The 23,930-nt window shown below is 40.1% G+C and carries 28 protein-coding genes and 4 tRNA genes; 28 read left to right on the plus strand and 4 right to left on the minus strand.

Going from position 1 to position 23,930, the window contains the following annotated elements:
- Positions 1-5 precede the first annotated feature (5 nt).
- The 7 genes from AC4PGZ_RS04535 to AC4PGZ_RS04565 all read left to right on the plus strand — a co-directional run bounded on the left by AC4PGZ_RS04535 (position 6) and on the right by AC4PGZ_RS04565 (position 3,868).
- Entirely contained in the window at positions 6-719 is a 714-nt protein-coding gene (locus tag AC4PGZ_RS04535; protein WP_492159861.1) for a pyocin knob domain-containing protein, read from the plus strand.
- Positions 720-722: 3 nt separating this feature from the next.
- Positions 723-989, plus strand: a complete 267-nt coding sequence (locus AC4PGZ_RS04540; protein WP_492159862.1) for a hypothetical protein — start codon at positions 723-725, stop codon at positions 987-989.
- A 1-nt stretch (position 990) separates the two neighbouring features.
- Positions 991-1,143 (plus strand): hypothetical protein, encoded by a 153-nt coding sequence (locus tag AC4PGZ_RS04545; RefSeq protein WP_492159863.1) that lies wholly within the window; start codon positions 991-993, stop codon positions 1,141-1,143.
- Positions 1,144-1,472: 329 nt separating this feature from the next.
- Positions 1,473-2,183 carry a hypothetical protein gene (locus AC4PGZ_RS04550; protein WP_492159864.1) on the plus strand — a complete coding sequence of 237 codons (711 nt, stop codon included), beginning with the start codon at positions 1,473-1,475 and terminating at the stop codon, positions 2,181-2,183.
- Between the two features lie 108 nt (positions 2,184-2,291).
- Positions 2,292-2,975 carry a peptidoglycan recognition protein family protein gene (locus AC4PGZ_RS04555; protein WP_492159865.1) on the plus strand — a complete coding sequence of 228 codons (684 nt, stop codon included), beginning with the start codon at positions 2,292-2,294 and terminating at the stop codon, positions 2,973-2,975.
- 12 nt (positions 2,976-2,987) lie between these two features.
- Positions 2,988-3,335, plus strand: coding sequence for a hypothetical protein (locus AC4PGZ_RS04560; protein ID WP_492159866.1), 348 nt, complete (start codon positions 2,988-2,990; stop codon positions 3,333-3,335).
- Positions 3,336-3,565: 230 nt separating this feature from the next.
- Positions 3,566-3,868 carry a hypothetical protein gene (locus AC4PGZ_RS04565; RefSeq protein WP_492159867.1) on the plus strand — a complete coding sequence of 101 codons (303 nt, stop codon included), beginning with the start codon at positions 3,566-3,568 and terminating at the stop codon, positions 3,866-3,868.
- Positions 3,869-4,339: 471 nt separating this feature from the next.
- Here AC4PGZ_RS04565 and ychF read toward each other — a convergent pair whose 3' ends face one another.
- Both ychF and AC4PGZ_RS04575 read right to left on the minus strand, forming a co-directional pair.
- Entirely contained in the window at positions 4,340-5,437 is a 1,098-nt protein-coding gene (gene ychF / locus AC4PGZ_RS04570; protein ID WP_492159868.1) for a redox-regulated ATPase YchF, read from the minus strand.
- A 65-nt stretch (positions 5,438-5,502) separates the two neighbouring features.
- Positions 5,503-6,120: an NUDIX hydrolase gene (locus AC4PGZ_RS04575; protein ID WP_492159869.1), complete on the minus strand. Its 618-nt coding sequence runs from the start codon at positions 6,118-6,120 to the stop codon at positions 5,503-5,505.
- Between the two features lie 50 nt (positions 6,121-6,170).
- Between AC4PGZ_RS04575 and AC4PGZ_RS04580 the strand changes: the two genes are divergently transcribed.
- A complete protein-coding gene (locus AC4PGZ_RS04580; RefSeq protein ID WP_492159870.1) occupies positions 6,171-6,572 on the plus strand; it encodes a YkvA family protein in 402 nt (133 codons plus the stop codon).
- 27 nt (positions 6,573-6,599) lie between these two features.
- Here AC4PGZ_RS04580 and AC4PGZ_RS04585 read toward each other — a convergent pair whose 3' ends face one another.
- Positions 6,600-7,685: a pyridoxal phosphate-dependent aminotransferase gene (locus AC4PGZ_RS04585; RefSeq protein ID WP_492159871.1), complete on the minus strand. Its 1,086-nt coding sequence runs from the start codon at positions 7,683-7,685 to the stop codon at positions 6,600-6,602.
- A gap of 190 nt (positions 7,686-7,875) precedes the next feature.
- On the opposite strand from AC4PGZ_RS04585, the gene AC4PGZ_RS04590 reads away from it, so the two are divergent.
- The 20 genes from AC4PGZ_RS04590 (at position 7,876) to AC4PGZ_RS04685 (ending at position 22,925) form a co-directional block, all read left to right on the plus strand.
- Entirely contained in the window at positions 7,876-8,091 is a 216-nt protein-coding gene (locus AC4PGZ_RS04590; protein WP_492159872.1) for a FeoA family protein, read from the plus strand.
- Between the two features lie 41 nt (positions 8,092-8,132).
- Positions 8,133-8,354, plus strand: a complete 222-nt coding sequence (locus AC4PGZ_RS04595) for a FeoA family protein (protein WP_492159873.1) — start codon at positions 8,133-8,135, stop codon at positions 8,352-8,354.
- A 70-nt stretch (positions 8,355-8,424) separates the two neighbouring features.
- Complete coding sequence (gene feoB, locus AC4PGZ_RS04600) at positions 8,425-10,293, plus strand: ferrous iron transport protein B (RefSeq protein ID WP_492159874.1); 1,869 nt, start codon at positions 8,425-8,427, stop codon at positions 10,291-10,293.
- Positions 10,294-10,303: 10 nt separating this feature from the next.
- Complete coding sequence (locus tag AC4PGZ_RS04605) at positions 10,304-10,480, plus strand: hypothetical protein (RefSeq protein ID WP_492159875.1); 177 nt, start codon at positions 10,304-10,306, stop codon at positions 10,478-10,480.
- A 57-nt stretch (positions 10,481-10,537) separates the two neighbouring features.
- Complete coding sequence (locus AC4PGZ_RS04610) at positions 10,538-10,921, plus strand: DUF3783 domain-containing protein (protein ID WP_492159876.1); 384 nt, start codon at positions 10,538-10,540, stop codon at positions 10,919-10,921.
- Positions 10,922-10,930: 9 nt separating this feature from the next.
- Positions 10,931-11,845: an RluA family pseudouridine synthase gene (locus AC4PGZ_RS04615; RefSeq protein WP_492159877.1), complete on the plus strand. Its 915-nt coding sequence runs from the start codon at positions 10,931-10,933 to the stop codon at positions 11,843-11,845.
- Positions 11,846-11,864: 19 nt separating this feature from the next.
- Positions 11,865-12,389, plus strand: coding sequence for a bifunctional pyr operon transcriptional regulator/uracil phosphoribosyltransferase PyrR (gene pyrR, locus AC4PGZ_RS04620; RefSeq protein WP_492159878.1), 525 nt, complete (start codon positions 11,865-11,867; stop codon positions 12,387-12,389).
- A gap of 105 nt (positions 12,390-12,494) precedes the next feature.
- Positions 12,495-12,570, plus strand: a tRNA-Val gene (locus AC4PGZ_RS04625).
- A 16-nt stretch (positions 12,571-12,586) separates the two neighbouring features.
- A tRNA-Tyr gene (locus tag AC4PGZ_RS04630) sits at positions 12,587-12,671 on the plus strand.
- A gap of 32 nt (positions 12,672-12,703) precedes the next feature.
- A tRNA-Gly gene (locus AC4PGZ_RS04635) sits at positions 12,704-12,777 on the plus strand.
- A 20-nt stretch (positions 12,778-12,797) separates the two neighbouring features.
- Positions 12,798-12,871, plus strand: a tRNA-Gly gene (locus AC4PGZ_RS04640).
- A 163-nt stretch (positions 12,872-13,034) separates the two neighbouring features.
- Positions 13,035-14,093 (plus strand): heat-inducible transcriptional repressor HrcA, encoded by a 1,059-nt coding sequence (gene hrcA / locus AC4PGZ_RS04645; RefSeq protein WP_492159879.1) that lies wholly within the window; start codon positions 13,035-13,037, stop codon positions 14,091-14,093.
- A 13-nt stretch (positions 14,094-14,106) separates the two neighbouring features.
- The gene (gene grpE, locus AC4PGZ_RS04650) at positions 14,107-14,721 is read left to right on the plus strand and encodes a nucleotide exchange factor GrpE (protein WP_492159880.1); all 615 of its coding nucleotides are present in this window, start codon (positions 14,107-14,109) and stop codon (positions 14,719-14,721) included.
- Between the two features lie 84 nt (positions 14,722-14,805).
- Positions 14,806-16,635, plus strand: coding sequence for a molecular chaperone DnaK (gene dnaK / locus AC4PGZ_RS04655; RefSeq protein WP_492159881.1), 1,830 nt, complete (start codon positions 14,806-14,808; stop codon positions 16,633-16,635).
- Positions 16,636-16,697: 62 nt separating this feature from the next.
- Positions 16,698-17,924, plus strand: coding sequence for a molecular chaperone DnaJ (dnaJ, locus tag AC4PGZ_RS04660; protein ID WP_492159882.1), 1,227 nt, complete (start codon positions 16,698-16,700; stop codon positions 17,922-17,924).
- A 143-nt stretch (positions 17,925-18,067) separates the two neighbouring features.
- Positions 18,068-19,228 carry an NAD(P)/FAD-dependent oxidoreductase gene (locus tag AC4PGZ_RS04665; protein ID WP_492159883.1) on the plus strand — a complete coding sequence of 387 codons (1,161 nt, stop codon included), beginning with the start codon at positions 18,068-18,070 and terminating at the stop codon, positions 19,226-19,228.
- Positions 19,229-19,240: 12 nt separating this feature from the next.
- Positions 19,241-20,110: a class I SAM-dependent methyltransferase gene (locus tag AC4PGZ_RS04670; RefSeq protein ID WP_492159884.1), complete on the plus strand. Its 870-nt coding sequence runs from the start codon at positions 19,241-19,243 to the stop codon at positions 20,108-20,110.
- Positions 20,111-20,794, plus strand: coding sequence for an RluA family pseudouridine synthase (locus tag AC4PGZ_RS04675; protein ID WP_492159885.1), 684 nt, complete (start codon positions 20,111-20,113; stop codon positions 20,792-20,794).
- Positions 20,795-20,879: 85 nt separating this feature from the next.
- The gene (gene pap, locus AC4PGZ_RS04680; protein ID WP_492159886.1) at positions 20,880-22,382 is read left to right on the plus strand and encodes a polyphosphate:AMP phosphotransferase; all 1,503 of its coding nucleotides are present in this window, start codon (positions 20,880-20,882) and stop codon (positions 22,380-22,382) included.
- A 3-nt stretch (positions 22,383-22,385) separates the two neighbouring features.
- On the plus strand, positions 22,386-22,925 hold the full coding sequence (locus AC4PGZ_RS04685) for an FUSC family protein (RefSeq protein WP_492159887.1): 540 nt from the start codon (positions 22,386-22,388) through the stop codon (positions 22,923-22,925).
- Between the two features lie 53 nt (positions 22,926-22,978).
- Here the strand turns inward: AC4PGZ_RS04685 and AC4PGZ_RS04690 are convergent, their stop codons facing one another.
- Positions 22,979-23,905 carry an AEC family transporter gene (locus tag AC4PGZ_RS04690; RefSeq protein WP_492159888.1) on the minus strand — a complete coding sequence of 309 codons (927 nt, stop codon included), beginning with the start codon at positions 23,903-23,905 and terminating at the stop codon, positions 22,979-22,981.
- Positions 23,906-23,930: the final 25 nt, after the last annotated feature.

A 23,930-nucleotide genomic window follows, 5' to 3' on the forward strand; every position in this document is an offset into this window, starting at 1 on the left:
TACAAATGGCAAGTTTTACAAGTTTTTTAAATCTTTTAAAGAAAAATCCTGCTACAGATGGCAAAGATACTTTTAATATAGAGACAATGCTGAATGAAAACTGGGACAAGATAGACTTAAAAGTAGAAGAAAATAGTTCGGCAATTGGGCAGATAGCGGATGAGAGAGGGTATATAGCATCAAAAGAAATTACAGATTGCAATACTGCTATTTTAAACGGTAAATATAGAACTAATAATTTAGCTTTAAATTTACCCATACAAGAATCAAGTTTGATTGATGTTACCATATATGACAATAATTTTATCCATCAAACACTAAAAGCATTAAGTGGTAGATATTTTACAAGAACTAAATATCAGACTTCGGCTTGGACCGCTTGGAAAGAAATTGCAACAACTGAAAAATACACTATGCAAGCTTCAGATATGCGGAATGGATGGGCTTTAGGATATGGAAATACATTACAAAAAATTGGAAACAGAGTGTTTGCTCGATTTATTGTAAATTCAGGAGTCACTACAGTTGACACAGTTGTTTGCAATTTTCCAATAGGATTTAGACCAACTGTAGAAACATTCATAACAGTACGTGTTTATGCAACTCAAACAGAAAACCCAGTCAATCATTTTATAGCTATTTACCCTGACGGAAATGCACAGATTAGACTGATAAATTCAAAACCATATATCTTTATAGAAGCGTCTTGGGAGGTGTAATACGTGAAAAAATCAGAAGTAGACAAATTGAACATACAGAAACCTGAAGGGATTTTTACACCAAACTATTCCTATGCAGAGTGCTTAGCAATAAAAAATGAAGACGGTGAAGTCATAGATTATGAGTATACAGATTTTGTGTTGAATAAAACATCAGAAGAAGTGTATCGAGAATATTTGAATCCACTTCCACCACAGCCAACCGTTGAAGATTTTAATTTAGAGATGGACTATCGAGTCACTATGTTAGAAATGATAGGAGGAATATAAGATGACAACATATACATTATGTAAAACAGTGATTGAAAGAGGAAACTACAAAACTAAAGAAGATATGCAGATGAAACTTGATGTGTTCTTTGCAGGTAATAGAATAACCTCTACTGAATACGAAGAATTAACTCAACTTTTAATTGCAAAATAGTAATTATACGAACTAACTTATCGTGAGGCTATATCATTGAGAGAGGTGAATTAATTGAAATGTATTAAATTTAAAACACACCCGGACGTGCTGATAGGTGGATATATTTTATTGTCTTTGCTAGTAGTTATCTTGTTTTTTGTTTTATTATGCTCTGGTTATCGTTACGTAAGATTTTTGCCATTTTTTTGTTTTGTATATCATATACTATTTTGGATAATTTTTACTTTTTATACAATTAAGTACATTAATAATGGTAATGATATATTTAATTAGATTGTCTTTTTTTATAAGATATAGTAATATATCTTATAAAAGGAGGCGCTAATATGAATACAGCAGAACAAATATCAGAATTGACAAATAAATTGGAAGCATTAAATGACAAAATCGATTTAGTTGATGGTATGGTTCAATTCAACATTGCTTTAAACTGGACCATAATAATAGGTGTAATTACAATAACTGGATTAGCTTTATATTTTATATCAAAATCTATTATTCAAACAGGTATAGACAAAGGAATAAATAGATTATTAGATGATAATAATCTTAAACTAGATAAATACAATCCTGAAATAGTCGGAAAAATAATTCTAAATAACTCTCCTAATGATGATGTTAACGTTAGAATAGTAAAATTGAAAGATGAGCCGGTTATAAATATTGAAACAGATAAGAATAATGCTTTACTTTTGCTAAATCATAAAGAAATTATCACAAGCGAGGCGGTTGATTATTCGCCATCAATTATCAATGGTTGGACTGGTGACGCAAATGTTTTTGCAATAGACTACGGGAAATATAAGGTAATAGACATAAAACTAAATAATTTTAGCGGAGGAGTCAAAAGCGACAATACTGTAATTTTAGGATTACCTGTACAACATCGACCTAAAAACAACATCGATTTTAGTGGCTATAGCGATGGAAATTCAGAAATAGTTTTAACATTAGAGATTGATGGCAGTTTGAGAATAAATCATATGAGAGGTTCGATAGAAAAATTTAATGCCCATATTGTATTTATTTCCTACTAAAAAACAACCAACATCATGCTATGTATTTGATTATAAAAATGAAATATATTTTGAACACTGTAAATTACAATGATTACGGTGTTTTTTTATGCAAAGAAAGGAGCTAACGTGAACATACAAAAAATGATAATTAAATACAATAAGACTCCGGCCAGAGGTCGTAAGATCAAGTATATCGTTATCCACGATACAGGAAATACAGGCAAAGGTGCAGGCGTGGACAGTCATTACAATTACTTTAATGGAGGCAATCGGAATGCATCAGCAGACTTCTTTGTAGATGACAAGAAGGTAGGGCAGTTTACAGATTACAGAAATGAATACTCCTGGCATGCAGGAAAAAGATATGGAAATCCACCTGTGAAGGACTGTACCAACTCAAACAGTATTGGGATAGAGATCTGCATAAATCCAGACAGTGTATATTCAAAAGCTATAGAAAACACTGTAGAGCTCGTTAAATATCTACAGAAAGAGCTTAATATTTCAAATGAAAGAGTTATAAGACACTATGATGCATGCCTGAAACAGTGTCCGGGAAGTATGTCAAAGAACAACTGGAAGCTTTGGAAAGAATTCAAAATGAAATTAGAAGCTGGAAATACATTATCTGATCAAGTCAAAGCAGCATTTAAATTCGATGATAATACCATCAACTATATTAAATCCTACAAGCATGCTGATGCGCTAATGCAGGCTTTTATTGACAAGAGACCTATCACTCCTGATACGGAAGAGTTTGTGTTGAGATACAAATATGGAAGAGCTATATTGAGTAGAGTTTACGGATAAGGGAAGGTGTATATGGGAGAATTCGTAACAAAATATTGGATACAGGTAGGGTTTGGGCTTATAGTATCATTCATAACTGTTACAAGTAAGAACATCGTGTCAAAAGTCAAGGTAGAGCAAGATAAACATAACTGTTTACACGAAGGAGTATTAGCCCTTCTTCACGATAGATTATATCAGGCCTGCCAATATTATATTCACCAGGGATTCATAACTGTTCCTGATCTGGACAATCTTGAATATCTGTACAGCAGCTATCATGGGTTAGGCGGCAATGGGACCGGCACTGAACTGTACAATCGGTGTAAGGCATTGCCGCTGCAGCAAGGGGGTAGAAGTGAAAAAATCTCTATCATATAGTCAGAAATTAATGCTCGTACTTATCTGCGCATCGATGGCCTGGGTGACATGGTCCTATATTCTTGCGTCCCTGGGAAAGGACCCTGTTGAGAATTTGGCCATTGCGATAGTATCAACTTTGATATTGGGGCTATTGGCATATTTTATAAAATCTTTTGGAGAAAAGAACAGTAGAAATAAGTATAAAGTTGATGAGAACGGAACACCTTATGATTTGGAAGGAGTAAGCAATGAATCTGATAGTGAATACAGTGATAGTAATAGCTTTGATTATAGTATTAATAGCGATGTGGAAAAAAGGGTATAAAAAACAAGTCAAAGAAATATTGCTTGTCTTAGTAATACAGGCGGAGAAAGCTTGGGGCTCAGGAACCGGTGCTGTAAAATTCTCTTATGTGTACAGCAGGCTTCCGATTATCATTACTATTTTATTCAGTAAGAGTGACATTGAGAAGATGATCAACGATACTGTCGAGCATATGAAGGAGTATATTGAATCAAATATTGAAGCCAAAACGAGTATTGGCATATAAAAAAGCAGGCCCAGGATTGTATCCTGGGTCATTTTTGCGTTAATGCAGTAAATCGAGTTTTTCTTACATTTTCTTGATTTTTATATCGATTTAGGGTACTTATTCCCTTTTTTCTTTACAAAAGTGGCTTAAAAAAGGCATTTTTCGGATTTGGTTTTTTGAGAAAAATAATCCTTTTAAGATATAAAAAACACAATCAAGAGAAAATGTAAGATAGATAAGCTTGATGAATATATAAATAAGATAAGCTAATAATTTTTAAATTAGCAAAAAATAATATATAAAAATAAACAAGCCCAGGATATCCTCCTGAGCCTTCTATTTATATTTATATGTGTGCAGTAAATGTGCATCAGGTGTGCAGTAGTTTGCGGAAACTTAGTATTTTTCACTGTTTTTCAAACAATTTCAATGTAGTTGTAATTGCTGACTTATCAATGTTTTTTGTATTTTCAAGGTGTATGCTAAATCCTACACATTGAATCTGAACAGCACGACATCGCCGTCCTTCATTACATAATCCTTACCTTCAAGTCTTACTAGGCCTTTTTCTCTTGCACTCGCAAGGTTTCCGCCGTGTGCCATTATTTCATCAAATGATATAGTCTCAGCTCTTATGAATCCTCTCTCTATGTCAGAGTGGATCTTTCCTGCAGCCTGAGGTGCTTTTGTGCCTTTTATTATTGTCCATGCTCTTGTTTCCTGAGGTCCTGCTGTAAGGAAGGAAATAAGTCCGAGCAGCGAGTAGCTTTCCTTGACAAGCTTGTCAAGTCCTGACTCGCTAAGTCCAAGCTCTTCAAGGAACATAGATTTTTCTTCGTCTTCAAGCTGTGAAATCTCTGCCTCTATCTGTGCGCATACTACTATGACGCTTGAGTTCTCGGTTTTTGCGAACTCTCTTACTGTTTCTACGAATTTATTGCCTTCTCCGTCATTTGCAACATCGCTTTCAGCAACGTTGGCTACATATATTATTGGTTTGTAGCTAAGAAGGCTTAGGCTCTTAACGAATTCATCCTCGTCTTTTGTGAAATCTTCTGTTCTTGCAGATCTTCCGTCTTCAAGGACACTAAGGACTTTTTGAAGTACTTCTACTTCAAACGCAGGAGATTTGTCAGTTTTGGCAAGCTTTGTAGTTTTCTGAAGTCTTCTCTCTATGAGGTCGATATCAGAGAATATGAGCTCAAGGTTGATTGTCTCTATGTCTCTTAGTGGATCAACGCCTCCATCCACGTGAGTTATGTTTTCGTCTTCGAAGCATCTTACCACGTGGACTATGGATTCAACTTCTCTTATGTGCGAGAGGAATTTGTTTCCAAGACCTTCTCCCTTGCTTGCGCCTCTTACCAGTCCTGCAATGTCATAAAACTCGATATATGTGGGAACGATTTTCTTGGAGTCATAAATTTTTGCCAGCTGCTCAAGTCTCTCGTCTGGCACTGAAACTACACCTACATTTGGTTCTATAGTGCAGAAAGGGTAGTTGGCTGATTCTGCTCCAGCCTGGGTGATTGCATTGAAAAGCGTGCTTTTTCCTACGTTTGGTAATCCTACTATTCCTAATTTCATTTATATTAATTCCTTTCAATTATAGTCAAATCTCGACATATTATTATACTCCAATTATTCAATAATTACAACTGTCTAAGTTTGTTTATAAAGTTTTCGAGTATCATGGCGGTCATTCCCCAGATTACCTTGTTTTTGTATCTGTAGAAATATGTCTTGTATTTTGCATTCCTGAACTTGTATTTCTTCCCGTCAGGTATAAGGTCGAAAGGAAAGTTTTTATCAAAATTTGGAATTAGTGAGTTGACGTGCTCTTCTGGGGTATAATTAACTAAGAACGATAATGGGACCGTAAATATAGATTCTACCTCGTCAGTATTGAATTTTATATCATCAATACTGGATATCTTGCCAAGAAAACTGTGGATTATAACACCGAATGGGCTCACGAAAAGGTCGAGCTCTGTTGTTATATCTATCTTATCCTTTTCGAGGCCGAATTCTTCAAAGGTTTCTCTTATCACTGTATCCAGAGGAGTTTCTCCGATTTCCATTTTTCCGCCTGGGAATGATACCTCGTTTGGCTGGGTGTTCAGTGTTGATGATCTCACCTGAAACACTATATGAAGCTCATCATCTATTTCAACAAGCGGGATAAGAACTGATGATATCGTATAATCGTTTGATGACAATATATAGCGTTGATAGTTTTCAAAGTATTCTTTTATTTGCTTATAGTTCATAACAGCTCCTTAACTGGCTTTATAAATATTATAAAAAGTAGGTGTTTATTATGAGAAAAAATATTGATATGAAATTCAAGAATTTCAAGATCACTGATTTTACTGACATATTTGGTGATTTAAGATATGTCAGAGATGCTTCTGTGGTTTTGAAATCCGGAAGGGTATCTTTTTTCAAGAAACTGCTTATATTGACACTTATGCTGGTGACTGCGATATATATTATACTGCCTCTGGACATTCTGCCTGATCTGGTACCGGGCTTCGCATTGATCGAAGATCTCGTTGTTGGACTGGCTATGTTTGTATTCATAGGAAACATGATTGGCAATGAGATAAGGAAGATCAAGGCTGCTGAGGTTTTTGACAGTAGCAAGGGCAAAGGCAAGATCGTACAATTTGGATATCAAACCCCTCCTCGTGACAGCGGACCCCATAACAAAACAAACTGATTTATAAAAATGAATAATGCATATGCATTATTCATTTTTATTGAATATTTTTTCCAGTTCAGATACCAGGAGCTCGTTTTCAGAATGTCTCAGCGTGCATATTCTGAAGAATTTTTCGCTCAGACCGTTGAAGCTGCTGCAGTTTCTAATCGCAATCCCTTTTTTTATAAGTTCGCCATAAACATCGGATGCGTCAAGGTCGCTGCGCAGAATCTCGCATAATATGAAATTTCCGCTGCTTGGATATACCTTGAGGTTTCTGAGCCTTGAGAGCTCTGATTTAAGGTATTTCATCTCTTCTGATATTTTTTTGAATGTATCATTTATATATTCCGTATCTGTGAACATTATCTCTCCCATTGCAGAAGCTATTATATTTATGTCCCAGAGGTTGAACTTTGAGTTTATGAAGTCTTTTGCCCCTGAATCTGATGTTATGGCATAGCCGAGCCTTATTCCAGGGGTACCAAAGAACTTGCTTGTGCCTCTTATTACAAACAGATTTGGATTTTCGGTCGTAAGAGGGGATGAGGTGAATATGTCCTTTTCGGAAAACTCTATATAGGTCTCGTCAACCAGGAATTTTGCTCTGGTGCCAGTAATGATATCGTGCATGTCTGATCTGGATACAATTGTTCCTGTCGGGTTGTTAGGATTACACAATATGACAAGATCGATCTGATTTTCATTTATGAAATCTGTCATTTTTTTTGCATCAATCACAAAATCGCTATCCTTATCGAGATAGAATCTGCAGATTTCGGATCCCTGAGCTTCAAGCTCGCTTTCGTATTCCGAATACGCCGGCTGTATAAGCAGTGATTTTGAAGGGGATACATATTTAATATAGTTTGATATCAGAGATGTCGCGCCATTGCTCAGGATTATGTTTTCTGCCTTGCATTCGCTGTAGCCTGATATTGCATTTTTAAGGCTGATGTATTCTGGATCTGGATATATGGACACCATATCTATATTCTCAGATACATAATCAAGCGCCTTTCTGCTTGCGCCGAAAGGATTTATGTTGGAACTGAAGTCCAGTATGTTGTTGATATCGAAATTGTACTGCTTTGAAAGCTCAAATAAGTTTGCACCGTGTTTTTTGCTCATTTCGCACCTCGAATTATTCACGAATTATTAAAGTATGAATATATTTTAGGCCATATTGTGATTATATACAAGTGAAAAACTATAATTTATTCCTTTTATGCACTTGATTCTTGACTTTATGATACGACTGCAGTATAATTGATATAGATTATCAATTAGATATCAGAATCATTGAAGAGAGGTGTTATATATGCCCTTAAGTATGGCTGCTACAAATAATGAAGTGACAGTTATGGATTTCAGAGGAAATTCTTCAGTAACAAGAAGACTTAATGAGCTGGGGCTTGTAAAAGGCACCAGGATAAAAGTGATTCAGGGGTCCAGAAATGGTTCCATGCTGATAAAGGTTTTAAACTCCAAGCTTGTGATCAATCTTTCTACGGCGCACGGAGTGATAGTCGCCTGATCTGATTTTGAATTTTAAATATATGTTTTCATGGAGGTATTATGAGAAATCTGAGCGATTTAGGCATTGGTGAAACGGCTGTAATTGAATCTATAGATATAACTGGAATATTAAAGAGAAGAATTGTAGATATGGGGCTAACAAAGGGAAGCACTGTAAAGATAGAAAGGGTGGCTCCTCTGGGAGATCCTATAGACATCAAGGTGAAAAATTCCCATATAGCGATAAGAAGATCTGATGCTACAAACATTCGCATAAAATGAGATTTGTAATGGCAGGATGCATCATCCTGCCTTTTTTAGACAATAAATTTAATTAAATTGGAGAATATATATGTCACATGAGAATTTTACAATTGCACTTGCAGGAAACCCGAACTGTGGAAAGACTACGCTGTTCAACTCTCTCACAGGCTCGAGGCAGTATGTTGGAAACTGGCCTGGGGTAACTGTTGAGAAGAAGGAAGGGTATTTTGTTTCAAATGGAGAAAAGATAAAGATAGTTGACCTTCCGGGAATATATTCGCTTTCTCCATATTCAATGGAGGAGATAGTTTCCAAGAATTATATAATTGAAGAAAATCCTGACGTAGTAGTGAACATTGTTGATGCAGCAAATCTTGAGAGAAACCTGTTTCTTACGCTTCAGCTTCTCAGTCTCAGAAAGCCTATGATCATTGCGCTCAACATGATTGATGTGGCGCAGAAAATGGGACACGAGATCAACATAAGAGAGCTTGAAAAAAAGCTCGGACTCAGGGTTATTCCTATTGTGGCCTCCAGAAATGAGGGAGTAGAGGAGCTTGTAGATGCAATAAGGTCAGAAGCCGGCATAACGCGTGACACTCCGGTTCTCGAGGAGTTCTTTGACAGGATTTCTGAGATTGAAGACACCGTAGCTTCAGAGGACATGAGGGAAGAAAAAAAGACAGACCTCACATATGAATTCATCGAGAGCATCTCGACAGACATACTCAAAAAACCTGAAGATGAGAAATATACAGTGAGCGACAGGATAGATCAGGTGGTGACAAACAAATATCTGGCTATACCTATATTCGCGCTCATGATGTTCTTTACCTTCTTTGTTACCTTTGACCTTGTGGGAAATCCTATGAACGAGTTCATCGACGGGCTGATTGCAGGTACCATAGCTCCGTTTCTTGAGTCGGTGCTGTTAGCCATAGGAGCTCAGAGCTGGCTTATAGCACTTGTAATAGATGGGATACTTTCGGGAGTCGGAGGAGTGCTTGTATTCATTCCTAACGTGGCATGTCTGTTCCTCATGATATCACTGATGGAAGACACAGGTTACATGGCAAGGGTCGCATTCATAATGGACAGGGCAATGAGAAACATAGGACTCAGCGGAAAGGCGTTCATACCGCTCGTGCTGGGGATTGGCTGCAACGTTCCTGCGATAATGAGTACCAGGACGCTTGAAAATGAAAAGGACAGGCTGACATCTATCCTTATAAATCCTTTTGTTTCATGCTCGGCGAGGCTGCCTGTATATACGCTTTTTGCAGCGGCGTTTTTCCCGGGAAGAGAGAAATATATTGTTTTCTCGCTTTATGCTCTGGGTATATTAGTGGCAATTGCGGTTGGACTCGTTTTCAAGAAGACGCTTTTCAAGGCTGACGAGACTCCTTTCATAATGGAGCTTCCGCAGTACAGATTTCCTTCACCAAAGAATCTGTTCCTTCACATATGGGACAGGGTAAAGGGCTTCATTATCAAGGCCGGAACCCTTATATTCGGGGCTTCTGTGGTCCTCTGGTTCATGCTTAATTACAATTTCTCAGGTCCGTCCGAGATAAACAGCAGCATAGGTGCTTCGATAGGAAAAATGATTGCTCCTTTATTCGCACCTCTTGGATTTGGAAGCTATCAGGCTTCACTCTCGCTTCTTACGGGAGTTCTTGCAAAAGAAGTCGTAATAGCGAACATGGCAATAATATATGGAATAGGTGAGACTGCAGGCGAGTTTGCAGCGGCTCTGTCGTCGACATTCACTCCGATTTCAGCATATGCTTTCATGATATTTGTCCTTCTTTATACTCCTTGCGTATCGGTTATAGGAGTAATAAGAAGAGAGACCAATTCAATCAAATGGACTGTTTTTTCAGTTTTATATCAGTTTGGTATAGCCTGGTTCGTGTCAATGGCGTTTTATCAGATTGCAAGCCTGCTATTGGGCTAAAGGAGAAAATATGTTATCATATATTATCGGATTTATTATTGTCGCTTCAGGGATTTATATCCTTGTCAGATCGGTCAAGAGAGAAGTGAGCGACGGCTGCTATGCCTGCCCTTCCAGAGACAAATGCGAGATCAGGAAACGCAGTGGATCATGCTCTGCGGACTGTGACCTGAAGGATAAACAGTAGATTACGGAGAATGCCTTTTACCGGGCATTCTTCTTGTACGTGAAAAGGAGAAGATATATGAAGAAGATTTTGCTTTATGGGATTGATCAGCAGAGAATAATCACTATTTCAGGTATTGCCTCGGAGCTGAGTGATGAGCTTCATGTTGTAAAAAATCAGGAACTCTCAGAAAAAGTTATCGATATACTCGAAAAGGAAGCTCACCCGCATTTTACAGAGGAGCCAGTTCGCAATCTTGAGCTCTGCATGTTTGCAGGATTTGACAGAGAGGGAATATTCACATTCATAGAGGAACTCAGAAAGACCGGAATAAGAAGACCTGTTTTTGCTACCGTGACTGCTAACAATCTTGAATGGAATTTTGAAAAAGTTCTCGTTGATGTAAATCAGGAGCATATTGAGATGCAGAAGATGAACTCATCTGAAACTAAGAACGATTAAGGAGAATCTGTGGAAAAAAGCATATTTTATGTAAATGAAGAAGACTCCGGCGCGAGGCTGGATCAGTATCTTGCATCCGAAGTCAGCACGAGCAGCAGGTCTTTTATACAGAAGAACATAAAGGACGGAAATGTAAAGGTAAATGACAAAGTCAGAAAGCCGAGCTATCTGGTTCAGGAGGATGATGTTGTGGTCATGGAGCTTTCGGAGCCTGTTGAGCTTGACATTATAGCTGAGGATATACCTCTTGATATAATTTATGAGGACGAGGATGTCATAGTCATAAACAAGGGAAAGGATATGGTAGTGCATCCTGCTCCCGGAAACTATACAGGGACTCTTGTGAATGCGCTCCTTTTTCACTGCCGGGATAATCTGTCTACCATAAACGGAATCAGAAGACCGGGAATAGTCCATCGAATTGACAAGAACACTACGGGGATACTTGTAGTAGCAAAAAATGACAGAGCGCACAATTCGCTTTCAGCTCAGTTCAAGGATCATAGCATAACAAGGGAGTACAGCATGATAGTGCTTGGAAACCCAAAGGAGGACTCTTATACGGTGGATGCGCCTATAGGAAGAAATCCTAAGGACAGGCTCAAGATGGCGGTTGTCGAGGGTGGAAGGCGCGCAGTAACTCATTTTAAGGTCGAAAAGAGATATAACGGGCACAGCCTTCTGAAGGCTACACTTGAAACCGGAAGGACGCATCAGATAAGAGTACATTCGCTTTACAAGGGGTACCCTCTTCTTGGAGATGATCTCTATTATGGAGGAAGCTTCCGGTTTAAGACTCAGGGGCCGGTGCTTCATGCAGGAAGGCTCGGATTCATTCATCCTTCAAGTGGTGAATATGTAGAATTCAACTCAGAGCTTCCGAAGTATTTTTCTGATATACTGTCAAAACTGACAGAAATATAGCTGGTAAAGGAGATTCATAATGAAGGCATTAATAATGGACGAAAAAGATATATTCAGGGCAGTCACCAGAATCAGCCATGAAATTATCGAAAAGAACAAGGGAACAGAGAATATTGTTGTCGTAGGCGTAAAGACAAGAGGGATAGCGCTCGCTCAGATGATATCAGGAAAGATAAACGAGATTGAAGGCACACAGCTCAGCACGGGTGAGCTTGATGTCACAAACTACAGGGACGACCTTGAACAGAAGAAGATAAACACAGTAAGCGAAGGAAACAATCTTTCTTTCGGAATTGACGACAAGGTGGTAATACTCGTAGACGATGTGCTCTATACAGGCAGAACTGTGAGATCTGCACTGAATGCGCTAATGGAGATAGGAAGGCCAAAATCCATACAGCTTGCAGTTCTGATAGACAGAGGGCACAGAGAGCTTCCTGTAAGAGCTGATTTTGTAGGCAAGAACGTACCTACCTCAAGAGAAGAAAGCGTCAAGGTAAGCCTCAAGCCTTTTGACCCGAAAAACTCAGTCGCTATATTTTAAAAATAGAAATATGAAATTTTTTGTTGACAACTGACGGTTAGTTTGGTATTATAATAAACGTGGTAAGGACATACCTTACTTTAATAATTACTTGATTGTTTGTACGGGATCATAGCTCAGCTGGGAGAGCACCTGCCTTACAAGCAGGGGGTCACAGGTTCGAGCCCTGTTGGTCCCACCAAATTACAATCATGCATGGTGGAGTTCCCGAGTGGCCAAAGGGGGCAGACTGTAAATCTGTTAGCAACGCTTTCAGTGGTTCGAATCCACTCTCCACCACCATAAAATTACTGGCATGAAACAATAATCAACCTGCGGGTGTAGCTCAGTGGTAGAGCCCCGGCCTTCCAAGCCGGTTGCGAGGGTTCGATCCCCTTCACCCGCTCCAGTACATAACCTAACTAACCTGCGGGTGTAGCTCAGTGGTAGAGCCCCGGCCTTCCAAGCCGGTTGCGAGGGTTCGATCCCCTTCACCCGCTCCAGTTGATCAATATCAGGCTTCTTACATACCAAGATATGTTAAGAAGTTTTTTTGTTGCAAAAATTTAAAATATTATTGACACAGCAGGCAAATAGTTATATTATATGTATAGAGTTAGCACTCGTGGTGATAGAGTGCTAACAAAGATAGAGTGAGGTGACAAAATGGCTTCATTAATCAATCTCAGTGACAGAAAAAAAAGAATACTGAAATTCATAATAAAGGAATATATAGACACAGCTGAGCCAGTTGGTTCAAGAACCATATCAAAGAACAAGGACCTTGGAGTCAGCGCCGCAACCATAAGAAACGAGATGTCTGACCTCGAAGAGCTGGGCCTGCTTATGCAGCCGCATACTTCTGCAGGGAGGATTCCTTCGCCTGAGGCATATGAACTTTATGTACAGAACCTTCTGTTTGAGGATCAGTCCTTTGAGAAGAGAGAAAGCAACATGAAGATTCTTGAGGACATGAATTTCTTTGACAATATAACTCAGATAAATTCTCTGATAGAGCAGTCGCTTAACATGCTTACCAAGGTAACTAATTACACTGCATTTGCAGTCTCAAAAAGAAATACAGAGGCGATATATATAAAGCATGTCTCGCTTGTGAAGATAAATGAAAGACAGGTAGTCATAGTTACGGTTCTTGACAATGGAGAGGTAAAAAGCTGTACGGCAAATCTCAGCACAGAGGTTGGGGACGACACGGTAAAGCTCATAGGCTCGATGATAAACGACAACCTTGTAGGAAAGAATGTTGCCGGAGTTGACATTGATCTTCTTGACTTCATAAGAAGGAAGCTGGATGTATATTCGGCGGTATTTGATGATATCGCTATGAACCTCAGCAGCGCCTTCATAACTGAGAATAATGTCGAGCTGGCGCTTGACGGAGCTACAAACATGCTCGACTATCCTGAGTTTCATGATATTGAAAGAGCAAAGTCGTTCATGGATTTTCTCAGCAGCAAGGATGAGGTAAAGCGAATACTGGATAATGAGGGCATAAAGAAAGATGACATAAATATAATTTTAGGAAACGAAGACATGGGATCTGTAGTCAAGGACTGTGCAATTATTACTGCGAATTTCCACTACAAAGGATCTGTGATAGGAAAGATAGGACTGATAGCTCCAAAAAGGATGGACTATGACAAGGCTTACTCGGTCATAAGCTATATTCAGTCAAAGATAAATTCGATAATAAATGACTCGTAGAAAGGGAAGGGAAATGGACAAGAAGGACAAAAACACGGTTGAAGAGGATCTGAGACAGGAAGCAAAGTCTGCCGCTCAGGAAGAAAATGCTGAAAATGTTGCTGAAGAAACTTCGGCACCCTCAGGAAAAGAATCAGACATGGGTGAAAAAATACTGAATTTTGCAAAGTCAAAAGCAAAGAAGGATAAATCATCGGCTGAGCTTGAAGAGGCGAAAAAGCAGATTGAGGAGCTCAAGGCTACGGCTCAGAGGACTCAGGCGGATTTCATGAACTTCAAGAGAAGGACTGAAAAAGAGAAAGAAGACATATCGGCTTTTGCAAACGAAAAGATAATCGTTGAGCTGCTGGCGATAATGGACAATTTCGACAGAGCGCTTTCAAGCTCTGAGGACAGAGAATCATCCGTATACAAGGGCGTTGAGATGATAAAGAAGCAGGTAGAGGATGTACTTGCAAGAAACTGCGTAGAGGAAATACCTACAGACGGCACATTCGATCCGAATATGCACCACGCTGTAATGCAGGATGAAGGAGAAACTCCGGATCAGATACTAGAGGTATTCCAGAAGGGATACAAGCTCAAGGAAAAGGTCATAAGACCTGCAATGGTAAAGGTATCGAGATAAATCGCTAAATATTTCTGTAGAGATATGGAAATTTGAATAAAACAAATTTTATTTAATGAATAAAAAATTCAGGAGGAACAAAAAATGGGAAAAGTAATAGGAATTGACCTTGGAACAACCAACTCATGTGTTGCTGTATTAGAAGGTGGAGAGCCAGTCGTAATATCAAATAGAGAAGGATTCAGGACTACACCTTCGGTAGTTGCGTTTTCAAAGGATGGCGAGAGAATAGTAGGAGAGCCGGCAAAGAGACAGTCAGTTACAAACCCTGACAGGACAATAAGCTCTATAAAAAGAGAGATGGGAACTGATCACCATGTTGAGATAGACGGAAAAAAATACACTCCTCAGGATATTTCTGCAATAATCCTTCAGAAGCTTAAGGCTGACGCTGAGAGCTATCTTGGAGAGAAGGTTACAGATGCAGTTATAACTGTACCGGCATACTTCACTGATGCTCAGAGACAGGCAACAAAGGACGCCGGAAGAATCGCAGGACTTGACGTTAAGAGAATAATAAACGAGCCTACGGCTGCTTCTATAGCATATGGATTCGACAAAGATGGCAAAGAAGAAAAAATACTTGTTTTTGACCTTGGTGGCGGTACATTTGACGTATCTATCCTCGAGCTTGGAGACGGAGCATTCGAAGTACTTTCAACAAGCGGAAACAACAGACTTGGCGGAGACGACTTCGACGATATACTTGTAGATTATATGGCTTCTGAATTCAAAAAGCAGGAGGGTGTTGACCTTAAGGCTGACAAGATGAGCCTTCAGAGACTTAAAGATGCTGCTGAAAAAGCTAAAAAAGAGCTTTCTTCAACACTTTCAACAAATATCAACCTTCCGTTCATCACTGCTACTGCTGAAGGTCCAAAACACCTTAACATGGATCTCACAAGAGCAAAATTTGATGAGCTTACAAGAAGACTTGTTGATGCTACAATGGAGCCGACTAAAAAGGCTCTTGCAGATGCAAAGCTTTCAACAAGCGAAATAGATAAGGTAATCCTTGTTGGTGGATCAACAAGAATACCTGCAGTACAGGAAGCTGTAAAGAACTTCACAGGAAAAGATCCGCACAAGGGAATCAACCCTGATGAGTGTGTTGCTCTGGGAGCAGCTATCCAGGCCGGAGTTCTGACTGGTGAAGTAAAAGATCTTCTGCTTCTTGATGTTACGCCACTTTCACTTGGAATCGAGACACTTGGTGGAGTATCTACACCGATAATCAACAGAAATACTACAATACCAACCAAGAAATCTCAGGTATTCTCTACGGCAGCTGACAACCAGACAGCGGTTGACATCCATGTACTTCAGGGAGAAAGATCAATGGCAGCTGACAACGTGACTCTTGGAAGATTCCAGCTTACAAACATTCCAGCGGCGCCAAGAGGAATTCCACAGATCGAAGTTACGTTTGATATAGATGCCAACGGTATAGTTCACGTTATGGCAAAAGACCTTGGAACAGGCAAGGAGCAGTCAATAACTATCACTTCATCTACAAATCTTTCTGAAGAGGAAATAAACAAGAAGGTCAAGGAAGCTGAGCTTCATGCTGAAGAAGACAGAAAGAAGAAAGACAGAATGGAAGCTCTTAACCAGGCAGAATCAACAATCTATCAGACAGAGAAGACTCTCGAAGAGGTTGGAGACAAAGCTTCACAGGAAGAAAAGGATGCTGTGAATTCAGCAGTAAGCGATCTTAAAGCTGTAATCGCTAACGAAAACGCGTCTGGTGATGAAATAAGAAAAGCAATTGATGAAGTAATGAATAAATTCCATGTTATTTCTCAGAAAATGTATGAGCAGGCTCAGGCAGCTCAGGGAGCAGAAGGCGCAGAGCCTGGGGCAGAAGAGCCTAAGCAGGATAATGTGGTTGATGCGGAGATTGTGGAAGAATAATAAGAATATGACGGCAGGCTTGCGGATATCTCCGCAGGCTTTTGCCTTGAAGAGGTGATACGGTGGCAAAAAAAGATTATTACGAAGTTCTCGGTGTTTCAAAAGATGCAGATGAGAAAGAGATAAAGAAGGCTTTCAGGAAAAAAGCTATGGAATTCCATCCGGACCGAAATCCTGATAACAAAGAGGCAGAAGCGAAATTCAAGGAAGTAAATGAAGCATATGAGCACATTTCCGATCCTCAGAAGAGAGCAGCCTATGACAGGTTTGGGCATGCAGCATTTGAACAGGGCGGACCTGGAGCAGGAGCAGGCGGCTTTGGGGGAGGATTTGGAGGCTTCGGAGGTTTCGAGGATATCTTTGAAGGTATATTTGGAGGTGGATTCGGCGCCACGGGGAGCAGACAGAGAAGGAATGGACCTCAAAAGGGAGAAGATATACGCTACAGGATGAATATCACTTTTGAAGAGGCAGCATTTGGCGTAGAAAAAGAAATAAACATTACAAGAGAAGAGGAATGCTCTGAGTGTCATGGATCAGGTGCAAAGCAGGGTACATCTGCAAAGACATGTCCTGTATGCCACGGAAGCGGACAGGTTCAAAAACAGGTGAGAACTCCGTTTGGTACTATGATGAGCTCCAGTGTGTGCGGAAACTGTAACGGAACTGGTGAAGTCATCGATGAAAAGTGTACAAAGTGCAGAGGAAGAAAGACTGAAACCGTAAAGGTCAAGAAAGCTGTCAAGATACCGGCCGGCATAGACGACGGATCTACTCTGAGAATAGCAGGCGAAGGTCAGCCGGGAAGCAAGGGAGGCCCTCGAGGAGATGTATACCTTACTATAAACGTTCTTCCCCACAAGCTTTTTGAAAGAGATGGAAACAACGTATGGCTGGAGATACCGATTTCATTTACTCAGGCAGCGCTGGGAGCTGAGATTGAAGTGCCTACGCTTGATGGAAAGGTGAAGTACAAGGTTTCAGAAGGAACTCAGACCGGAACGATATTCAGGATAAAGAATAAGGGTATCCCTTATATAAGCAATCCTGACAAACGTGGAGACCAGATGGTAAGAGTTACAGTCGAGACTCCTAAAAACCTTACTCAGAGACAGAGGCAGATACTTGAAGAATTTGCGGAAGCTATCGGTGAGAAAAAGAGCCCGGAGGCAGCAGACGGCAAATCTGAAAAAAAGCCTGAAGTAAAAACCGAGAGCAAGAAAGAGGAGAATTCGGGAAAAAAGGAAAAATCTTTCTTTAAGAAGATGAAGGACTCTCTGAAAGACTGAAGGACACTCGTTGCTGATTTTTAGCAGTTTATCATGAGGATGAGAATATATTTTTATTCACATCCTCTTTTTTTTATTGCCTAACTTCTCTTGATGAGTGGCTGTCATTGTGTTATCATTTAAAATAAAAAGGAGGGCCAGATATGAAGATTTTGATATTAGGAAGCAGCGCAGGTGCAATCTCATGTGCGGATACTTTAAGAAAGAATGATTCAGATATTCAGATTACTGTGGCAGGAAAGGAAGAGATACTGCCATATTACAGGCCTCAGCTTTCACATATGCTGGGTGAAGGCAAAATCGACAGCCGTTTTTATCTAAAGCCAGAAAATTATTATAAAGACAATAACATTGAGCTCCTTCAGGGAAAAGAGGCTGTCAGGATAGACAGGGATGCAAAAAAGGTTGAATTCAGCTCAGGAGAAAGCATAGATTATGATAAACTCGTAATTGCGGTAGGCAGCAGGAATTTCGTGCCGCCGGTTGAAGGCTCAGATATTACTGGGGTATTCAATCTCAAGTTTTATGAGGACATGGAAAAAATAAACGGCTATATGGCAGACAAAAGCACGGTTACCATAATCGGAGGAGGGCTTCTTGGAATAGAGGCTGCGTGGACTCTTAAAAAAACCGGAAAAAATGTAAATGTGCTTGAATTCGGAGACAGGCTCATGGCCAGACAGCTCAGCGAAAAAGCGAGCCAGATAGTACAGGATGAACTGAGCAGCGAAGGAATAAATGTGTTTACGCAAAAAAGCACAAAGTGTATAATAGGTAATGAAAAAGTAGAGAAGATAATACTTGAGTCGGGAGAAGAGATTCCTACGGACATGCTGATGTTTTCTGTGGGAGTGAGACCTGAGACAGGGCTTGCGACAGGCGCAGGCATTGAAACCGACAGAGGAATAGTTGTTAATGAAAACATGAGGACCTCTGATGAAGACATATATGCCGTAGGTGACTGTGCACAGGTAAACGGAATCTGTCTTGGAATATGGCCTCTGGCTATGCAGACTGGAAAGATTGCGGCGCTTGACATACTCGGAAAAGAAGCCAGATTCAGCATGAATCCGCCTGCTGTAATCCTCAAAGCCCTGAATACGGGAGTTTATTCTGCAGGCGACATATATGACAGAGATGATCATATAGAAGAGCAGGATGGCAGCAACTACAGATTCTTTACCTTCAAAGATAACATACTGACAGGAGCGAATCTGATTGGAGATACAAAGCTCTCATCAAAGATTTTTTCAATGCTTACAAACAAGACAACCAGAGAGCAGTTTCTGGAAATTATCAAATAAGGAAGGCAATTAATGTTAATAATAGCAAACAACTGGAAAGACTATAAGATACTTGATGCGGGAGAGGGCGAAAAGCTCGAAGTCTGGAAGGACGTAGTCCTTCGAAGACCGGATCCTCAGATAATCTGGAAAACAGACAAGAACCAGAAAATATGGAAGGAGGTCCATGCTCACTATCACAGAAGCACTCAGGGCGGAGGACAGTGGGAGAACAAAAAGAAATATCCTGAAAAATGGATAGTTAAATACAAGGACCTCTCGTTCTATATAAAACCCACAGGCTTCAAGCATACCGGACTGTTTCCTGAGCAGGCTGCAAACTGGGACTGGATGACTGAAAAAATAAGCAGTGCCGGCCGTCCGGTTAAGGTGCTTAACCTCTTTGCCTACACAGGCGGAGCTACATGTGCAGCTTCAAAGGCAGGCGCAGCTGAGGTGTGCCATGTGGACGCATCAAAGGGAATGGTAGCCTGGGCAAAGGAGAATGCCGAAATAAGCGGGCTCAAGGAAAACAGGATAAGATTTCTTGTTGATGATGTTTTCAAGTTTGTTGAAAAGGAAATCCGAAGAGGAAACAGATACGATGCGGTAATAATGGATCCTCCTTCTTATGGCAGAGGACCAAAGGGAGAAATATGGAAGCTCGAAGATGAGCTGCCAAAGCTGCTTGAGCTTACTTCAAAGGTCCTTGTAGATGATCCGCTCTTCGTACTGGTAAATTCATATACAACTGGTTTTTCTCATATATCGCTCAGCAACATGATGAAAATCGTATTTAAAAAATTTGATGCTTCATTTTCTTCCGGTGAGATAGGACTGCCGATAGGAAATGGCGATTTGATTCTGCCGTGCGGAATATATGCAAGAATGGAGAATAAGTAGATGTTAAATGTAGTATATGAGGATAATCATATAATAGTAGTGGAAAAACCCTTCAACATGCCTACCCAGGAGGACGAGTCAAAGGACAGAGACCTTCTTACGGAAGTAAAGGATTACGTAAAGGTAAAATACGACAAGCCGGGAGAGGTATATATTGGTCTTGTACACAGGCTGGACAGAGTTGCGGGTGGACTTATGGTATTTGCAAGGACCTCAAAGGCGGCATCGAGGCTTTCTGAGCAGATAAGAAACAGAGAGTTTCACAAGGAGTATGTCACCGTTGTCGAAGGCCAGATAAAATCTGAAAAATCTCAGCTTGTTGACTATCTTAAGAAGGATAAGGACACAAACACTGTACAGGTAGTAAATAAAAATGTAAAAGATGCAAAGGAAGCCATACTGAAATATGAGATGATAGAATCCAAGGACAACCTGACACTGATTTCAGTAGATCTTCTTACCGGAAGGCCTCATCAGATAAGAGTACAGTTTTCAAGCAGAAAAAACCCTATTTGGGGAGACGGAAAATACGGATCATCCTACAAGAGCAGAAAGGGCATAGCACTCTGGTCGAGAAAGATAGAATTCATGCATCCGACAAAGAAGACGAAAATGACTTTTATGCTGGAGCCGCCTCTTGTAGAGCCGTGGGATAAATTCAAGGTCAACAGGAAGATGGATTAATTTAACATTGTTTTTTGTGATATTTAAGGTGATTAGAACATTTTTATTAGTTTAATCACCTTTTTTACATAAAGGGGGAGTATTCGTGCTGGAAAAAACAGATCTCAGGCTTTCTGTTACAAAGGAAGAATACGAAGGAAGGATTGAGGGCCTTAGAGACGGCCTGTTCCTTCTTCAGCAGCAGATAAAGAAACTGGGCATACCAGTAATCATAGTATTTGAAGGCTGGGGAGCTTCTGGAAAGGGAAGTACCATTTCTTCGGTGATAAGATCGCTGGATCCGAGGGGATTTGATGTTTACTCTGTATCTCCATGCAATGAGCTTGAAAAAAGGCTACCTCCTCTTTACAGATTCTGGGATAAGATACCTGAATACGGAAACATAGCCATATTTGACAGGAGCTGGTACTTTGACATATCTACAGACCTTATAGATTCGGCAGGTGAATTCAGAGAAAAGCTGGAATCCTATGATGAGATAAACACTTTTGAAAAGCAGCTTTCAGATGACGGGGCGCTGATAATAAAGTTTTTTCTTCATATCGATCAGAAGGAGCAGAAGCAGCGTTTCAAAAAGCTCATGGAGGACAAGTCAACTTCATGGAGGGTGACTGAAAAGGACCGAAAGCACAACAAGGAATATGTCAGGCATTTTGAGGCTTTTGATATAATGATAGACCGTACCAGCACTCCCGTTTCTCCGTGGCATGTTATCCCGGCAACGGACAGGCGTTATCTGAGGATAAAGACACTTGAAATCATAACAGAGAAAATAGAGTCTCACATAAAGCTGAAATCTCAAATGGCTGAAAATAATGTTGCAAATGATATTATAAGCATCCATCCCAGGTTCAGGCTCATCGACGGACAGAGCCTGAATAGCATGGATCTTACAAAAGATTTATCTGAGGACGAGTATCAGGAAAAGCTCGAGAAATATAAAGACAGGATAGAAAAGCTTCAGAACATTCTTTATCAGAAAAAAATACCTGTAATAATGGTTTATGAAGGCTGGGATGCGGCCGGTAAGGGCGGAAGCATAAAAAGGATTGCATCCGCGCTTGATCCGCGCGGATACAGCGTGGCAACCATCGCAGCGCCGAATGAGTGTGAAGACAGCCATCATTATCTCTGGAGATTCTGGAAGAAAATACCAAAGACGGGTCATATCTCGATTTATGACAGGAGCTGGTATGGAAGAGTTTTAGTGGAGAGAGTAGAAGGGTTCTGCAGCAGGTCTGAGTGGATGAGAGCTTATGAGGAGATAAATGAGTTCGAAGCTTCTCTTGATAAATGGGGAGCTGTAATAATAAAGTTCTGGCTTCAGATTGACCGTGATGAACAGCTCAGGCGCTTCAATGAAAGGGAGGACACATTCTCTAAAAAGTACAAGATTACTGATGAAGACTGGAGAAACCGCGATAAATGGGATGAGTACGAACTGGCTGTAAGCGATATGATAAGATATACTTCAACTGATTTTGCGCCATGGAACCTTATAGAGGCAAACAGCAAAAGGCATGCTCGCATAAAGACGATGGAAATATTTATAGATAAGATTGAAGAAAGATTAAAAAAAGAGGATTAGTAAATGCCATACAAAGATGACATAAACAAGCTTCTGCCAAAACCTGGCATGAGGATAATAAAGACTGCGATAGCAACATTTCTGTGCTTCTGCATTGATGCACTGAGAGGAGTGAATCAGCCAATATACTCAGTCATATCTGCCATCATATGTATGCAGAAGGACATTGACAACAGCTGGCTTGTATCTAAAAACCGTATAATAGGTACCTTTGCGGGAGGTATATTCGGAGTGATTACGCTCTATGCAGTAAATATCATACCGTATATGGATATAGACATCCTGAGATTTGCACTTATATCTGCAATGATAGTGCCTATGCTTCTGATTCTCAAGCTAATGAATCGTGCCGGAGCAGCTTCGGTTACCGGAGTGGTTTATGCAAGCATCGTTATCCTTCATGTAGGTAGCGATCAGGTCATGTATTATGCGCTGACCAGGATGCTTGACACCATAGTTGGTATAATGGTCTCGCTTTTTGTAAATGTAATGTTCACGAGAAAAGTCATAGATGCCTTCGTGCATGAAAATAATGAAGAATAAAAATGAATACAGGCATAAAAAAAGAGATGAAGCTTCTTCATCTCTTTTGAATTCTAAAGCAGGCTGAGGATCACAGGAATAGATATGAGTGACATAAGGGTGCTCATAGATATCATCTCTGAGGCAAGCAGACTGTCGTTTTCATACTTTGTTGCAAACATTGTAGCGTAGCCTGCGGTAGGCATTGAAATCACGATCATAGGAATATAGTATGACATATCCGCAGCTGACAGAGCCTTGAGAGCAAACATTGTGATCAGCGGTATGAGAACAAGCCTTACAGATGAAGAAATATATATATATTTGTTTGTAATTATTCTTGAAAGGTCGCTGTTTGCAAGGGAGATTCCCACTATTATCATAGCCACCGGAGACATCGCAGCTGCGAGAAGGTTAACCGTAGATATAAGGGGTTCCGGGATATAAAGCGGGGTAGTGAAAAGCACCATTCCGGCAAGTATAGCTATAATAGCCGGAGTACTGAGCAGTGAGAGCACTGGATTTCCGGAAGCCTTTACAGGGCTGTTTCTTGACACGGTTCTTATTCCGAAGGTCCACGCAAAGAACTCAAAGCCCACGTTGCACATGACAGCGTATATTATGGCTTCGGGGCCGATCAGGGCATTCACTATAGGGTATCCCATAAAACCGACATTTGGAAGTATCATGGAAAGCACATGTATGTCTCTTCTGTTCTCAGGCTCTGCATATTTTTTTGAGACGAGCGTTGCGATTAAATAAGATACAATATATATTGCAAACATAAAAACAGACATCTTGAGTCCTCTTGCAAGAATATCAGAAGAAAATTCAATATCAAAAGATTTGATGAGGGTACATGGAAGAAGCACGTAAAGAAGCAGTGATGTGAGCTCTTTCTGGCCTTCGGATGAAAGGATCTTCTTTTTTGACAGGATGAATCCTACTATTATGAGAAGGAAAATAACAGACACTTTTGAAAATATAAGGTAAAAATTCATTTCTAACTCCTTGTCCTGATGATAT

The sequence above is a fragment of the Proteocatella sp. QWL-06 genome (genome assembly GCF_058684135.1).